Annotated in this window: 13 protein-coding genes, 1 tRNA gene and 1 pseudogene; 5 read left to right on the top strand and 10 right to left on the bottom strand. The window is 74.9% G+C overall.

The window, feature by feature from the left end; translation table 11 throughout:
* The 3 genes and pseudogenes from VE546_RS02690 to VE546_RS02680 form a co-directional block, all read right to left on the bottom strand.
* Positions 1-312: pseudogene (locus tag VE546_RS02690) on the bottom strand (phosphatidylinositol kinase); the annotation flags it as partial.
* Positions 276-866, bottom strand: coding sequence for a DUF3090 domain-containing protein (locus tag VE546_RS02685; protein ID WP_324917637.1), 591 nt, complete (start codon positions 864-866; stop codon positions 276-278). The pseudogene VE546_RS02690 and the gene VE546_RS02685, both read right to left, overlap by 37 nt.
* Before the next feature lie 144 nt (positions 867-1,010).
* Positions 1,011-1,715, bottom strand: a complete 705-nt coding sequence (locus VE546_RS02680; protein WP_324917634.1) for a histidine phosphatase family protein — start codon at positions 1,713-1,715, stop codon at positions 1,011-1,013.
* A gap of 69 nt (positions 1,716-1,784) precedes the next feature.
* On the opposite strand from VE546_RS02680, the gene corA reads away from it, so the two are divergent.
* A complete protein-coding gene (gene corA, locus VE546_RS02675) occupies positions 1,785-2,777 on the top strand; it encodes a magnesium/cobalt transporter CorA (protein ID WP_324917631.1) in 993 nt (330 codons plus the stop codon).
* Here the strand turns inward: corA and VE546_RS02670 are convergent.
* Both VE546_RS02670 and VE546_RS02665 read right to left on the bottom strand, forming a co-directional pair.
* Complete coding sequence (locus VE546_RS02670; RefSeq protein WP_324917628.1) at positions 2,755-3,552, bottom strand: ferritin-like domain-containing protein; 798 nt, start codon at positions 3,550-3,552, stop codon at positions 2,755-2,757. The genes corA and VE546_RS02670 overlap by 23 nt on opposite strands.
* 291 nt (positions 3,553-3,843) lie before the next feature.
* The gene (locus VE546_RS02665; RefSeq protein ID WP_324917625.1) at positions 3,844-4,893 is read right to left on the bottom strand and encodes an LLM class F420-dependent oxidoreductase; all 1,050 of its coding nucleotides are present in this window, start codon (positions 4,891-4,893) and stop codon (positions 3,844-3,846) included.
* Positions 4,894-4,968: 75 nt separating this feature from the next.
* Here VE546_RS02665 and VE546_RS02660 point away from each other — a divergent pair, with 75 nt between their 5' ends.
* Both VE546_RS02660 and VE546_RS02655 read left to right on the top strand, forming a co-directional pair.
* Positions 4,969-5,952, top strand: a complete 984-nt coding sequence (locus VE546_RS02660; protein WP_324917622.1) for an aldo/keto reductase — start codon at positions 4,969-4,971, stop codon at positions 5,950-5,952.
* The gene (locus VE546_RS02655) at positions 5,883-8,006 is read left to right on the top strand and encodes a helix-hairpin-helix domain-containing protein (RefSeq protein WP_414720379.1); all 2,124 of its coding nucleotides are present in this window, start codon (positions 5,883-5,885) and stop codon (positions 8,004-8,006) included. The genes VE546_RS02660 and VE546_RS02655 overlap by 70 nt, the downstream gene beginning before the upstream one ends.
* Here the strand turns inward: VE546_RS02655 and VE546_RS02650 are convergent.
* On the bottom strand, positions 8,003-8,860 hold the full coding sequence (locus VE546_RS02650; RefSeq protein ID WP_324917619.1) for a hypothetical protein: 858 nt from the start codon (positions 8,858-8,860) through the stop codon (positions 8,003-8,005). The genes VE546_RS02655 and VE546_RS02650 overlap by 4 nt on opposite strands.
* Before the next feature lie 47 nt (positions 8,861-8,907).
* On the opposite strand from VE546_RS02650, the gene VE546_RS02645 reads away from it, so the two are divergent.
* Positions 8,908-9,096 (top strand): DUF5703 family protein, encoded by a 189-nt coding sequence (locus VE546_RS02645; protein WP_324917616.1) that lies wholly within the window; start codon positions 8,908-8,910, stop codon positions 9,094-9,096.
* 72 nt (positions 9,097-9,168) lie between these two features.
* On the opposite strand, the gene VE546_RS02640 is transcribed toward VE546_RS02645, so the two are convergent.
* The 3 genes from VE546_RS02640 to VE546_RS02630 form a co-directional block, all read right to left on the bottom strand.
* Complete coding sequence (locus tag VE546_RS02640) at positions 9,169-10,251, bottom strand: chaplin (protein ID WP_324917613.1); 1,083 nt, start codon at positions 10,249-10,251, stop codon at positions 9,169-9,171.
* 170 nt (positions 10,252-10,421) lie between these two features.
* Positions 10,422-10,655 carry a chaplin gene (locus VE546_RS02635; protein ID WP_324917611.1) on the bottom strand — a complete coding sequence of 78 codons (234 nt, stop codon included), beginning with the start codon at positions 10,653-10,655 and terminating at the stop codon, positions 10,422-10,424.
* Between the two features lie 163 nt (positions 10,656-10,818).
* Positions 10,819-12,180 (bottom strand): M20/M25/M40 family metallo-hydrolase, encoded by a 1,362-nt coding sequence (locus tag VE546_RS02630; protein ID WP_324917608.1) that lies wholly within the window; start codon positions 12,178-12,180, stop codon positions 10,819-10,821.
* Between the two features lie 113 nt (positions 12,181-12,293).
* On the opposite strand from VE546_RS02630, the gene VE546_RS02625 reads away from it, so the two are divergent.
* Positions 12,294-12,378: transfer RNA gene (locus tag VE546_RS02625), tRNA-Leu, on the top strand.
* Positions 12,379-12,423: 45 nt separating this feature from the next.
* On the opposite strand, the gene VE546_RS02620 is transcribed toward VE546_RS02625, so the two are convergent.
* Complete coding sequence (locus VE546_RS02620) at positions 12,424-13,584, bottom strand: DUF2330 domain-containing protein (protein ID WP_414720378.1); 1,161 nt, start codon at positions 13,582-13,584, stop codon at positions 12,424-12,426.
* Positions 13,585-13,668 lie beyond the last annotated feature (84 nt).

The raw sequence follows: 13,668 nt of genomic DNA, 5'->3' as shown, positions 1-13,668 counted from the left end.
CTGGCACATGCCCTCGCCGTAGGGGCCGTCGCGCAGCACGGTCGGCGGCACCAGGTGCCAGCCCAGCGCCTCGGACACCTCGTACGCCGCCACCTCGCGCTGCGCCAGGGTGCCGTCGGGGAAGTCCCACAGCGGGCGCTCCCCGCGCACCGGCTTGTAGACGCAGGGCGCCTGCCGGCCGTCGTGGGAGACCGTGCAGTACAGCACCGCGTTGGACGCCTCGCGGAGCCGTCCGCGCACCGTCAGCTCGCCGTGGGCCAGCAGTTCGGCCGGCGTCACGGCTGGCGGCGGTATCCGTTCTGGCGCGGGCATACGTGTCCCTCCGGGTCGAGCGGCAGGCTGCACAGCGGGCACGGCGGACGGCCGGCCCGAACGACCTCCATGGCACGCTTGGCGAAGGCCCGGGCCATGGCGCCGCTGATCTTCACGCGCAGCACCGGCGGGCCGTTCTCGTCGTCCCGCAGCAGCCGCTCCTCGGCCTCGGCCAGGTCCTCCTCGGACTCGACCTCCAGCTCGACGAGGGCCTGCGCCTCCACGATCACGCACTCCTCCTCGCCGTCCCAGGCGAGCGCCATCGTCCCGACGCGGAACTCCTCCTCGACCGGGGTCTCCAGGGGAGCGGTGTCGGTCGCCTCGGCGGGCGCGACGGCCGGGACGGGGGCGCTGCCGCCGGTGCGCCTGACGACCTCGTCCAGGAGTTCGTCGATGCGCTCGGCCAGCGCTTCCACCTGGGCCTTCTCCAGGGCCACGCTGGTGGTGCGGCCGGCCGCGGACGCCTGGAGGAAGAAGGTGCGGCGGCCAGGCAGCCCGACCGTACCGGCCACGAAGCGTTCCGGGGGGTCGTAGAGGAACACCTGACGGGACACGTCCTGCTCCGTTGGGTCGACTGCTGGGTCACTGGCACCCTACTGCGCCCGGCGATCACCGTGGCGGCCACCGCGCTGTACGGCCGCTGTACGGCCGCCGCACGACTGCCGAACGGCTCGTTCCCGGGCGGCTCCCGGGCGCCGCTAGGCGCCGCCCCCGACGGCCGCGGTCCCGTCGCTCCCGGCCGCCGGCGGCCCCTGTGCGGCGCCCTCCTCGCGCGGGGCGAGCGAGCCGAGGTCGCCGGTGTCGCCGAGCCGCAGCAGGAAGGGCCGCAGCGGGGTGTAGCGGATGACGGTGACCGAGCAGGGCTCGACGTGGATGCGCTGGAAGAGGTCGAGGTGCATGCCGAGGGCGTCGGCGACCAGCGCCTTGATGATGTCGCCGTGCGAGCACATCAGGTACGTGGCGTCGGCCCCGTGCTCCCGCCCGATCCTCTCGTTCCAGTCCCGTACCGCCTCCACCGCCCTGTTCTGCATGCCGCGCATCGTCTCGCCGCCGGGGAAGGCCGCGGCCGAGGGGTGCTGCTGGACGGTGGCCATCAGCGGCTCGTCGGCGAGCTCGGCGAGCTTGCGGCCGGTCCAGTCGCCGTAGTCGCACTCGCCGATCCGCTCCTCGGCGTACAGCGGCAGCTCCGGCCGGGCCCGGGTGAGCGGGGCCAGGGTCTGGCGGCAGCGCTCCAGCGGGCTGTGGACGGCCGCGGCCAGCGGGATCGGGGCCAGCCGCCCGGGCAGCGCGGCGGCCTGGGCGGTGCCGTGGTCGTCCAGGAAGATGCCGGGGGTGCGGCCGGCGAGCAGTCCGGAGGTGTTGGCGGTGGACCGGCCGTGCCGGACGAGGAGCAGCGTGGGCATGGCAGCCAGCGTAGGCGAGGGCGGGCGCACGGTGTTCACCCGCGTGGCGGACGGCGATCCGGGGGAACAATGACCGCCGTGATAGTGGACTGCGCGATCTACCGTGACGGGCACCGCACCCAGGGCCCGGCCGACCTGTCCGAGGCGCTCCAGGCGGCCCGTGCGGCCGACGACGCCTTCGTCTGGATCGGGCTGCACGAGCCCACCGAGGAGGAGTTCGCCTCCGTGTCCAAGGAGTTCGGGCTGCACCCGCTGGCGGTGGAGGACGCGCTCTCGGCCCACCAGCGCCCGAAGCTGGAGCTCTACGACGGCTCGCTGTTCCTGGTGCTCAAGCCGGTGGACTACGACGACGCGGCCGACACGGTGAGCGCCGGCGAGCTGATGCTGTTCATCGGCGACTCCTTCGCGGTGTCGGTGCGGCACGGCGACATCAATCCGCTGGGCGGGGTGCGCGAACGGCTGGAGCGGGACCCGGAGATGCTGCAGCGCGGTCCGGCCGCCGTGATGTACGCGGTGAGCGACGCGGTGGTCGACCACTACCTGGACGTGGCCGCGGAGCTGCAGGCGGACCTCGAGGAGCTGGAGGAGCGGGTCTTCACCCCGGGCGGCGGGGACGGAGGCGCCGTCGCCAGCCGCATCTACGGCTTCAAGCGCCAGATCCTGGAGTTCCGCCGGGCCACGGGACCGCTGGCGGAGCCGATGGAGCGGCTGGCCGGTGCCGGGGTGCCGTTCGTGCCCGAGCCCGCGCGCCCGTTCTTCCGCGACGTCAGCGACCACCTGACCCGGGCGAACGACCAGGTCGAGGCGTTGGACCGGCTGCTGTCCGACATCCTGTCGGCCTATCTGGCGCAGGTGGGCGTCCGGCAGAACGACGACATGCGCAAGATCTCGGCGTGGGCGGCCATGGCCGCGGCCCCGACCATGATCGCCGGGATCTACGGGATGAACTTCGAGTACATGCCCGAGCTGCACCACCCGCTGGGCTATCCGGCGGTGATGACGCTGATGGCCGGCGTGAGCGTCGGCCTGTACCGGCTGTTCAGGCACCGGGGCTGGCTGTAGCGGCGGGGCCGGACGGCGCGCCGGCCCCGGCGGGGCGCCCCGCCGGGACGAGGTGCGCGGCGCGGCGGTGGCCGACGAGCCGCCCGTACGCGTACCCGGCCTGGACGCGCGCCTCCAGGGCCACCGACCGCGCCATGCTCCAGCCCAGCAGATGGCCCAGGTGGGCCAGTACGGCGAGGCCGACGTCGCGGTGGACGCGGATCTCCGCCAGCGCGTTCTCCCGCAGCAGCCACTGGACGGCGGCGCCGTGCCCGGCGCGGGCGAAGCACAGCAGGCCCTCCCGGCAGTAGGCGAGGTGCTCCCGCTTGGCCCGGGCGACCTCCCGCACGGCGGGGCCGATCTCCCGGTGGTCGCCGAAGCGCCCGGCGAACCGGGCGAGCCACGCGGCGGCACGGGTCTCGGCGACGTGCCCGTGGGCGAGGTGGGCGATGACGTCCCGTTCGTTCAGGGGCTCCCCGCGGCGCAGTTTGGCGTGCGCCGGGCAGGCGCCCCGCTCCTCCAGCAGGAGGGCGTGGTCGGCCTCGGGGGGCACCTGGACCGGTTCCAGGCCGCGCCCGGCGGGCAGCTCGCCCAGCAGCCGGGCGTGCCGGTCCTGCCGGGCGCCGTGGTGCGCCATGCCGGGCGCGAGGTCGCGCCGGCCGGCCGGGACGGCCGCGGCGATCCGGCCGTTCTCCCGGCCGTTGCGGGCCTCGGCGCAGGCGGCCAGGGAGCACAGCAGCCGGAAGGAGGCGTCGTCGTCGAGGGCCTCCCGCAACAGGTCCCTTGCCCAGAGCATGACCGGTACCTCCATGGACGTGTCCGCAGGAGTCGAGTCAAACGGCGCGGCCGGCCGACGGCAACAGCTCGCCCCGTCCCCTGCGCCGAACGGAGGGGGCCGGCGCGCCGGGCCGTAACCCGCCGGGCCGCGGGACCGTTGTGCCGGGCGACGGCCGTGGCGGGGAGATCCCCGAGCCCCCACCACGGCCGTGAACACCTCAAGGGGCCCGTCCCCGGCGTCCTCCGCCGGGGACGGGCCCCTCAACTCGTCTCCCGCCCCCAGGCGCCCCCCAGCGCCCCTCAGCGCCCCTCAGGCGACTCCGGACCGCTCCAGGGCCTCCACTCCGGCCCGCAGCGCGGCGATCCGCTCCTCCAGGGTGAAGCCGGCGGGGGCCAGCGACAGGGTGGTCACCCCGGCCTCGGCGTAGGCGCGCATCCGGTCGGCGATCCGCTCCACCGGCCCGAGCAGGGTGGTGGAGTCGATGAGCTGCCGGGGCACGGCCGCCGCGGCGCCCTCCTTGTCGCCGGACAGGTACCTGTCCTGGATCTCGGCGGCCTCCTTCTCGTACCCCATGCGCCGGGCGAGCCGGTTGTAGAAGTTCTGCTTGCGGCTGCCCATGCCGCCGACGTACAGCGCGGTGTACGGGCGGAAGGTGTCGGCCAGGGCGTCGACGTCGTCGCCGACGGCCAGGGGCACGGTGGGCACCACGTCGAAGCCCTCCAGGGTCCTGCCCGCCTTCTCGCGTCCGGCGCGCAGCGCGCCGAGCGTGGTCTCCTCGGCGTGCTCGGGCGAGAAGAAGACCAGCAGGACGCCGTCGGCGATCTCGCCGGTCTGCTCCAGGTTCTTCGGCCCGATGGCGGCGATGTACAGCGGGATGTGCTCGCGGACCGGGTGCACCGTCAGCTTCAGCGGCTTGCCGGGGCCGTCGGGCAGCGGCAGCGTCCAGTGCTCGCCGGAGTGGGTCAGGCGCTCGCGGGACATCGCCTTGCGGATGATCTCCACGTACTCGCGGGTGCGGGCGAGCGGCTTGTCGAACCGCACCCCGTACCAGCCCTCGGAGACCTGCGGTCCGGAGACGCCGAGACCGAGGCGGAAGCGGCCGCCGGAGAGGGTGTCGAGGGTGGCGGCGGTCATGGCCGTCATGGCGGGGGTGCGGGCGGGGATCTGGAAGATGGCGGAGCCGACGTCGATCCGCTCGGTCTGGGCGGCGACCCAGGCCAGCACGGTCGCGGCGTCCGAGCCGTAGGCCTCCGCGGCCCAGCAGACGGAGTAGCCGAGGCGGTCGGCCTCCCGGGCGACCGCGAGGTTGTCCGCGTCCATCCCGGCTCCCCAGTAACCGAGGTTGATCCCGAGCCGCATCGCGCTCCCCTTACTGATCAGTAACGTGGTTGTCCCCGGGACTCTAGCGCGCGCCCGCAAGTACGCTCAACGGCCATGGAGCACAGGCACGTGGGCCGCACCGGCCTCCGCGTATCCCGGATCGGGCTCGGCACGCTCACCTGGGCGCGGGACACCGGGGAGAGGGACGCAGCCGACCTGCTGAAGGCCTTCTGGGAAGCGGGCGGAACGCTGGTGGACACCGCCGACGTGTATGCCGACGGGGGCGCCGAGTACCTGCTGGGGCGCCTGATGGCGGACCTGGTGCCGCGCCGGGACCTGGTGATCGCCACCAAGGCGGGCGGCGTGCCCGATCCGGAACGCCGCTTCGACTGCTCGCGCGGGCACCTGCTGGCCGCGCTGGACGCCTCGCTGGAGCGGCTGGGCACCGACCACGTGGACCTGTGGCAGGTCCACGCCTACGACCCGGTCACGCCCCTGGAGGAGACGCTCCAGGCGATCGACACCGCGGTGAGCAGCGGCCGCGCCCGCTACGCCGGGGTGGCGGGCTTCTGCGGCTGGCAGTTGGCCAAGGCCGCCACCTGGCAGCTCGCCGAGCCCGGCACGCGCACCCGGCTGGCCAGCACGCAGATGGAGTACTCCCTGCTCCAGCGCGGTGTGGAGCGGGAGGTGCTGCCCGCCGCGCTGGACCTGGGGATCGGCCTGCTGCCGTCCTCGCCGCTGGGCCGGGGCGTGCTCACGGGCAAGTACCGGGGCGCCACGCCACCGGACTCGCGCGGGGCTTCGGAGCACCTGGCGCCCTTCGTCGCGCCCTACCTCGACGAGGCGGCGGCGCGGATCGTGGACGCGGTCGCCATAGCGGCCGACGGGCTGGCCGTCACCCCGCTCCAGGTGGCGCTGGCCTGGGTGCGGGACCGGCCCGGGGTGGCCGCGCCGATCGTCGGCGCGCGGACGGCGCAGCAGCTCGGCGAGGCCCTGTCAGTGGAGAGTCTTACGCTTCCTGACGAGATCTGCCGGGCGCTGGACGACGTGTCGGCCCCGGTGCACCGCTATCCCGATCACGACTGGAGCACGCTGTGACCGCGTCCAGTGCCGACAGCGCGGGCGGCGCGCAGGGCCGCGCCGACGCCGCCGCGGCCCGCGACAAGCGCGACAAGACCTCCCGGGACAAGGCCGCCCGGGACAGGGCCGCCGAGCTCATGGCCGCCGTGCGCGCCGTGGAGAGCGGCGAGCGTTCCGCCGCCGAGTTCTTCGCCGAGCCCGAGCCCGCGCCCCGGCGCGCCACCCCCGCCGCCCGGCCCGCGCCCGCCCTCGGCGCGCGTCCGCCGGCGGGCGGACCGGTGGCGGTGCCCGCGGGCGTCACCGCGCTGCTGGCCGGGGGCGGGGCGCCCGAGGCGCTGGGCCCCCGGGTCGTGGAGGTGCTGGGCGAGGGCGCCGAGGAGGTGCTGCGGGCGGACCCGTGGCACCTGCTGGCCGTCCCCGGCGTACGGCCGGAGCAGGCGGACGGCTTCGCCCGCGCGCTGCTGGGCGAGGAGTGCGGTCCGGGCGACGAGCGGCGCACCCGGGCACTGGTGGTGTGGCTGCTGGAGCGGGCCGCGCTGGCCGGGCACACGGTCCTCACCCCCGAGTCCCTGGCCGGGGAGCTGGCCCGGTACGCCGTGCCCGATCCGGACGAGGCGGTGCGCGAGGCGGTCGACTCCGGCACGGTGCTGGCCTTCGAGGACCTCCCGGACCCGGGCGCCGCCGGGGACGGTACCGGCGCCGCCGAGGGTGCCGCCGACGGCGCGGAGGGCGAGCGACCCGTACGGCTGCTGCTGGGCCTGGACCGGTACGCCCTGGCCGAGGAGGGCCTGGCCGAGGGCCTGGCCCGGCTGAGCAGCACCTTCACCCCGCCCGGCGGGGAGGAGGCGGAGCGCTGGGAGGCGGCCGCGGCCGGGGCGCCGAGCCCGTCGGCGGCCGAACTGATCCGGGCGGCCGCGCGCAGCGGCCTGGTCGTGCACACCGGCGGCGAGGCCGCCCGCGCCGAGCCCGCCGCGCTCGTCGCCGCCGCCCGGTCGCTGGGGCTGCGGGCGTACGCCGCGGCCCACGGCGAGGACGGCAGGCGGCGGCTGGCCGAGGCGCTCGGCGCGGGGGACGCCGGCGAGGACGGCGGGGGCCCGGATCCGGCGGCCGTGACCGTGGACGGTCTGCTGGCCGGGCTGGAGGGCCCCGGCCGGGACGAGGAGGGGGCCTGTGCGCTGGACCTGCTCGCCGTGCTGGACGCCCCCCAGCTCGACACCGAGCGGGCGGCGGCACTGGTGGAGGCGCTGCCGGACGGGGCGCGCCTGGTGCTCAGCGGGGACCCGCTGCTGCTCGGCGCGGCGGGCCCCGGCCAGGTGCTGGCCGACCTGCTCGCGGCGCGCGTCTGCCCGCAGGTCGTCTCCCGCACGCCGGACCCGGGGCCGATCGGCGAACTGGTCTCGGGCATCGGGATCGGCGAGCTGAACGAGGTGGCGGCGCCCGGCAGGGAAGTGGTGATCGTCCCGGTGCGCGACGCCGGGGAGGCGGTGCACCGCACCGTGCAACTGGTCGCCGACTCGGTGCCGCGGGCCCTCGGCGTGCCCGCCGAGCGGACCCAGGTGATCACTCCCGGCCACGGGGGCGCCGCGGGGACCCGGGTGCTCAACGCCGCGCTCAAGGAGCGTCTCAACCCCGGCCCCGGCCGGTTCGGCGGCTTCGATCCGGGCGACCGGGTCGTCCACTCCCCCGCTCCGGGCCGCGCCACGCCGGGCACGGTGGTCTCCGCGGACGCCGAGGGGCTGCGCCTGGAGTGCGCCGGACGCACGGTCACCGTCCCGCGCGAGCGGGTGGCGGACACCGTGCGGCACGGCTGGGCGCTCACCGCCCACCAGGCCGTCGGCACGCGCTGGCCGGCCGTCGTGGTGGTGCTGCCGGGCGACGCGGTCCCGGCCCTCAACCGGGCGTGGGTGTACACGGCGTTCAGCCGCGGCGAGCGGCACCTGTCCGTGGTGCACGGCGTGGAGCAGGCGCTGCCGAGGGCGGTGGCGGAGGTACCGGCCCCGGAGCGCACGACCCGCCTGCGCACGCTACTGCGCGCGCAGGCGGCGGCGCAGGCGCCCGGCGCGGCGGGCTAGCCGGCGGTGGGCCTCCGGGGGCGGCGGCCGGGGCCGTCGTCCCCCTCCTCGTCCTCCTCGTCCTCCTCGTCCTCCTCGTCCTCTTCGTCCTCGGCGTCGGCGTCCTCGTCCTCGACGTCTTCGTCCTCGACGTCTTCGTCCTCGGCGTCTTCCTCTTCGATGTCGTCCTCGTCATCGTCGTCGTCCGCGCCGTAGAAGCCGCCCTCCTCGTCGAAGACGGCGCTGACGTCGAAGCGGCAGACGACGCGCTCGGGATCGGCCCCCTCGAAGGGCGCGCCCAGCCACTCCCCCGGCTCGGCCGGTTCCTCGCCCGCGATCACCCACAGCGTGGAGTCGCCCTCCTCCAGGCCGAACTCCTTGTGCCGGGTGGCGATCTCGTCGGGCTCGTACTCGCCGAACAGCACCCCCAGCGCGGCGTGCACCCCGCTCCCGGCGAAGGGCCCCTCCAGCGCCTCCGCGTCGCCGTCCACCGAATCCGGGTCGAGCTCGGTGACGCGCTGTGCCTGGGCCATCAACCGCTGCGGCTCGACGACGGTGTAGTCGCGGCGGATGAAGACGCTGAGGGTGCTGGGCTCCTCCGGTCCGGTGTAGGCGGGCATGCTGTCGCCACCGGGGATCTCGAAGGGGGTGACCTCGTCGTAGACGTCGTACAACAGCTCGTCGTACGCCTCGCCCGCCGCGGCGAGTTCGTCGAACGCGGCATAGACGGCGGCATCGGCCCGGGCGACCTCGGCGGCCGTGCCTCCCGCGGCGGACCGTCGTTCGACGGCTTCGAGGTGCCGGTCCAGCGCGGTCTTCAACGCTTCGGCGGCGGCTCGTACCTCGGCAGCGCCGGGCTGCGCAGCATCAGACATAGTGCAGACGCTATCCGTACTCGGGCACTGCACGCACAATAGATGTGATGCCGGAATACGAATTTCGCGATGTGTACGTCCCTCGCGGCGTGTCCCGCAAGGCCACCACACGCCTGCTGACCGATCACGCCGAGTACGGACACTGGGAACTGGACCGACTGAGGCTCAACTCCGACGGCAGCCGCCAGGTGCGGCTGCGGCGGCGGATCATCCGCCAGTTGCGCGCCACCTGGTGACGCAGTGCGTACGGGAGCGGACCCGACCCCTGCGGGGTCGGGTCCGCTCCTCGCCGTGCACGGGGTCGGAGGTCAGCGCTGTGCGACGCGGGCGCGACGGTAGAGCAGGGCTCCGCCGAGCAGCGCACCGGCGCCGACCGGGAGGACGGTGCCGAGCTCGAGCCCGCCGGTGTCCGCCAGCGCGCCTCCCAGGGCCTGGTGGGCGGGCCGGTGCTCGTCCCGCTCAGGCGCCTTGTCCTCGCCCTTCGGCTTGTCGGTGCCGGGCTTCTCCCCGCCGTCGCACTTCCCGTCGTTCCCGTGGCCCGGCTTCTCCGAGTCCCCGTCGCCCGGCTTCCCCGAGTCCCCGTCGCCCGGCTTCTCCGGCCCCCCGGGCCTGCCCGGCTTCTCCGAGTCCCCCGGCTTCCCGGACCCGTCCCGGCAGCCCGGCTTCTCCGGCCCCCCGGGCCTGCCCGGCTTCTCCGGCTCACCAGGCTTGCCCGGCTTCTCCGGCTTCCCGGGCTTGCCCGGCTTCTCCGGAGCGGGCTTGCCCGGCTTACCTGGCTTTTCGGGCTTGCCGGGCTTCCCCGGCTTTCCGGGGTGCTCCGGCTTCTCCGGGCGCTCCGGCTCGTCGGGCTTGCCCGGCTTCTCCGGCTTCTCCGGAGCAGGCTTGTCCTTGCCGGAGTCGTTGGAGCAGGTGTTGCCGTAGGCCGGGTTGAGACCGCCCCCGGCCGTCACGGTGTTGCCGCAGGCGTTCACCGGCGCGTGCACGGGGGCCTGGACGGTGTTGCCGCTGGCGACGCCGGGGGATCCGGCGGCCACGCCCCGGGCCTTGGCACCGTCGTGCCCGTGACCGCCGACGTGGCGGTCACCCGGGTGCCGGTGGCGTCCGCCGTCGCGGTGCCCGCCATCGCGGTGCCCGCCGGCGTGGTGGGAGTCGCCGTTGGAGCAGGTGTTGCCGAAGGCGGGGTTGAGACCGCCCCCGGCCGTCACGGTGTTGCCGCAGGCGTTCACCGGCGCGTGCGCGGGGGCCTGGACGGTGTTGCCGGACAGCACGCCCGGGGAGCCGATGGCGGCGCCCTGCGCCTCGGCGTCCGCGTGGGCGTAGCCGCCCGACACGGCCAGCATCCCGCCGGCCGCGGCGATGGTGATCAGGCCCTTCCTGGTGACCTGTCGCATGTGTACTTCCCTTGCCCTCTACTGTGCGTGGGTGCCTCGCGCTCTGCGCGCGTGGTCTCGGACGGAGGACGCCCCTCGGCCCCTCCGCACACCGAAACGGCGGCCCCGGAGCGCACGGCGCACTCCGGGGCCTCCGGGCGCCGGGCCGCTTCACGGGCCCGGACGCGACGTCACTGGTTGATGCAGGTGTTGCCGAAGGCGGGGTTCAGCAGCCCGACCACGTTGATCGTGTTGCCGCAGGCGTTCACCGGGACGTGAATGGGCACCTGGATCACGTTGCCGGAGACGACACCCGGGGAGCCGACGGCAGCACCCTGGGCTCCGGAGTTGGCGGCGGCCACACCCGCCCCCGCGAGCACGAGTCCACTGGTGGCAGCCGCGACAGCGACGACCTTCTTGATCATTGTTCCTCCTTGTTGGCAATGCGATCCCAGCCGCGGACCGCACTCCCTGTAACGACACCGGAGGAACCGGGCTACGGCTCCCGAACGCTTTCACCCGTCCGAGGGATGTGCGTACACAGTGGCGAATGTCCGGCGCCGGGACCGGCGCCGGACCCGGTACCGGTCAGCACTGGTCGAGGAAACGGTCCAGCACCCGTACGCCGAACCGCAGGCCCTCCACCGGCACCCGCTCGTCCACGCCGTGGAACATCCCGGCGAAGTCCAGCTCCGGCGGCAGCTTCAGCGGCGCGAAGCCGAAGCAGCGGATGCCCAGGTCGTCGAAGGACTTGGCGTCGGTGCCCCCGGAGAGCATGTACGGCACGGCGCGCGCGATCGGGTCCTCGGCCCGCAGCGCGGACTGCATGGCGTCCACCAGGGCGCCGTCGAAGGTGGTCTCCACCGCCTTGTCGGTGTGCACGTCCTCGCGCCTGACCCGCGGACCCAGCACGCGGTCGAGGTCGGCCAGGAACTCCTCCTCGTACCCGGGCAGGAAGCGCCCGTCGACATGGGCGGTGGCCTGGCCGGGGATGACGTTGACCTTGTAGCCCGCGCCGAGCATCGTCGGGGCCGCGGTGTTCCGCAGGGTCGCCCCGATGATCTTGGCGATGCCGCCCAGCTTCGCGAGGGTCTCGTCCATGTCCTCCGGGTCCAGCTCGACCCCGAGGGCGTCGGAGAGCTCGTCGAGGAAGGAGCGGACCGTCTTGGTCACCCGCACGGGGAAGGTGTGCCGCCCCAGCCGCCCGACCGCCTCGCACAGCTCGGTGATCGCGTTGTCGGTGTTGGTCATCGAGCCGTGGCCGGCGGTGCCCTCCACGGTGAGCCGCATCCAGTGCATGCCCTTCTCGGCGGTCTCCACCAGGTACAGCCGCAGCTTCTCGTTGACGGTGAAGGAGAAGCCGCCGACCTCGCCGATCGCCTCGGTCACCCCTTCGAACAGCTCCGGGTGCCGGTCCACCAGGTACCGGGCGCCGTAGGTGCCGCCCGCCTCCTCGTCGGCGAGGAAGGCCAGCACGATGTCGCGCGGGGGCCTGCGGCCGGTGCGCAGCCGGTCGCGCACGACCGCCAGCGTCATCGCGTCCATGTCCTTCATGTCGACGGCCCCCCGGCCCCACACGCAGCCGTCGGCGACCTCGCCGGAGAACGGGTGGTGGGTCCAGTCGTCCGCGTCGGCCGGGACGACGTCGGTGTGGCCGTGGATGAGGAGGGCGGGCCGCGTGGGGTCCTCGCCCTCGATCCTGGCCACGGTCGAGGCGCGCCCCGGGTGCGACTCGATGATCTTCGGCTCCAGGCCCACCTCCGCGAGTTTCTCCGCCACGTACTCGGCCGCGGCCCGCTCGCCCGGCCCGGAGTGGTCGCCGTAGTTGCTGGTGTCGATCCGGATGAGGTCGCGGCACAGGTCGACGACCTCGTCCTCGCCCCTGCCGGTGTCCGCCGCGGTCGCGCTCGGCTCGCTCACTCTGCCTCCTCTGTTGCGGGGTCGCCCCATCCTCCCGCTTCCGGGGCCGTCGCACAGCAGTGGGGGAACGGCTGGTTGATCGACCGGCCGCTCTCCAGTGCTATGGTTTACACGTCGCACGGCCGCGGTCGGCGGCACACCTCGTCCGGGTGGCGGAATGGCAGACGCGCTAGCTTGAGGTGCTAGTGCCCTTTATCGGGCGTGGGGGTTCAAGTCCCCCTCCGGACACCGATGACGAAGCGTCCCCCCGCGGGTCTCCCGCGGGGGGACGCTTCACTGTGCGGGGCGCGGGGCGCGGGCGGCCCGCGAGCGCAGCACGGCCCCGACGGCGAGCAGGGCGGCCGGGACGGCGAGCAGGGTGAGGATCCACGCCGGGACACCGCCCCAGGTGAGCAGCTCGTCGTCGTGCTCCACCGCGCGGTACGGGGTGTCGGCCCGCGCGCGGCGCAGCTCGTGGTCGCCGCTGATCCGCTCCGGGTGCGGGAAGTCCTGGGTCAGGGCGGTGAGGAACAGGTCCTCGCCGCCGGCCAGGGCGCGCAGCCGCTCGTTGCCCGCCAGTTCCGCCTCGGTCAGCCGGCCGGCGAAGACGACCTCGGGGGCCTGCCCGCCGATGGCGTCGCGGGGTTCCATGCGGTGGGGGGCCAGCACGTACAGCCGCAGGGACTGGGCCGTGCGCGCGGCGCGGGACAGCCGCATGGGGTAGACCGGCCGGTCGGAGTCGAAGGTGATGCGCAGGGGGTCGAGGGCACCGCCGAGCACCGCCGACGGGGTGCCGTCCCCGGGCCCGTCCTCCCCGGGGGCGAGGCGGACGGCGACGTACTCCCACTCCTGGGCCACGTACGGCTCCAGCTCGGCCGCCAGCCGACCGGGGAGGTCGAAGCCGTTGTCGCGCAGCCAGGCGTCCAGGGCGCCGGAGTCGGTGGCGGTGAGCCGGGCGACGTCGAAGGGGCCCAGCCGTTCGCGGCCGACGACGCCCACCGGGGGCGCGGCGCCCGCCGGCGCGCCGGCCGTGGAGCCGTCCTCGCCGTCGAACGGCCAGTCGCCGGAGCGGGGCCAGAAGTGGTGCCGCGTCTCGCGGTCCGGCGCGGTGACGGTCCGGAGTTCGTCGAACAGCTCGCGGTCGCCCAGCCCGACGGTGGCCCGGCCGGGCACCGGCATGATCCAGGCGGCCTCGGGGGCGTCGCCCTCCACGGTCAGGCGCATGACGATCCGCTCGGTGCGGCCGTCCCAGTGCACCACGGAGGTCTCGTCGCGCACGCCGATGGTGGTGCCGTCGGCCGGCACCATGCCTCCGCAGCCGCAGGCGTGTGCGGGCCGGGCCAGCCAGGCGAGCTGGACGAGCGCCAGCAGCAGCACGACCGCCAGGGCCCTCCGCCGCAGGATCCCCTCCCGCTCCCCCGCGTTCCGCCCCGCGCGGTTCCTTTCCGTCCGCACCCGTCGTTCCCCCTCCGCACCGTTCCCGGCCGGAGGTTTCCGGCCGTTCGTTCCCCGCCACAGACGGCCCGGGCGCCGGAGCCG

Origin of the sequence: Streptomyces sp., from assembly GCF_035644915.1 — a bacterium.
GTDB lineage: Bacteria > Actinomycetota > Actinomycetes > Streptomycetales > Streptomycetaceae > Streptomyces.
This window is presented reverse-complemented; position numbering and strand designations above follow the sequence as displayed.

What these genes read in the sequence shown, in the direction of transcription:
- VE546_RS02630 (WP_324917608.1), bottom strand. Translation starts at nt 12,180, where the DNA reads ATGGGGCGACCCCGCAACAGAGGAGGCAGAGTGAGCGAGCCGAGCGCG.
- VE546_RS02680 (WP_324917634.1), bottom strand. Translation starts at nt 1,715, where the DNA reads ATGCCCACGCTGCTCCTCGTCCGGCACGGCCGGTCCACCGCCAACACC.
- VE546_RS02650 (WP_324917619.1), bottom strand. Translation starts at nt 8,860, where the DNA reads ATGTCTGATGCTGCGCAGCCCGGCGCTGCCGAGGTACGAGCCGCCGCC.
- VE546_RS02635 (WP_324917611.1), bottom strand. Translation starts at nt 10,655, where the DNA reads ATGATCAAGAAGGTCGTCGCTGTCGCGGCTGCCACCAGTGGACTCGTG.
- VE546_RS02640 (WP_324917613.1), bottom strand. Translation starts at nt 10,251, where the DNA reads ATGCGACAGGTCACCAGGAAGGGCCTGATCACCATCGCCGCGGCCGGC.
- corA (WP_324917631.1), top strand. Translation starts at nt 1,785, where the DNA reads ATGACCGCCGTGATAGTGGACTGCGCGATCTACCGTGACGGGCACCGC.
- VE546_RS02670 (WP_324917628.1), bottom strand. Translation starts at nt 3,552, where the DNA reads ATGCTCTGGGCAAGGGACCTGTTGCGGGAGGCCCTCGACGACGACGCC.
- VE546_RS02645 (WP_324917616.1), top strand. Translation starts at nt 8,908, where the DNA reads ATGCCGGAATACGAATTTCGCGATGTGTACGTCCCTCGCGGCGTGTCC.
- VE546_RS02665 (WP_324917625.1), bottom strand. Translation starts at nt 4,893, where the DNA reads ATGCGGCTCGGGATCAACCTCGGTTACTGGGGAGCCGGGATGGACGCG.
- VE546_RS02660 (WP_324917622.1), top strand. Translation starts at nt 4,969, where the DNA reads ATGGAGCACAGGCACGTGGGCCGCACCGGCCTCCGCGTATCCCGGATC.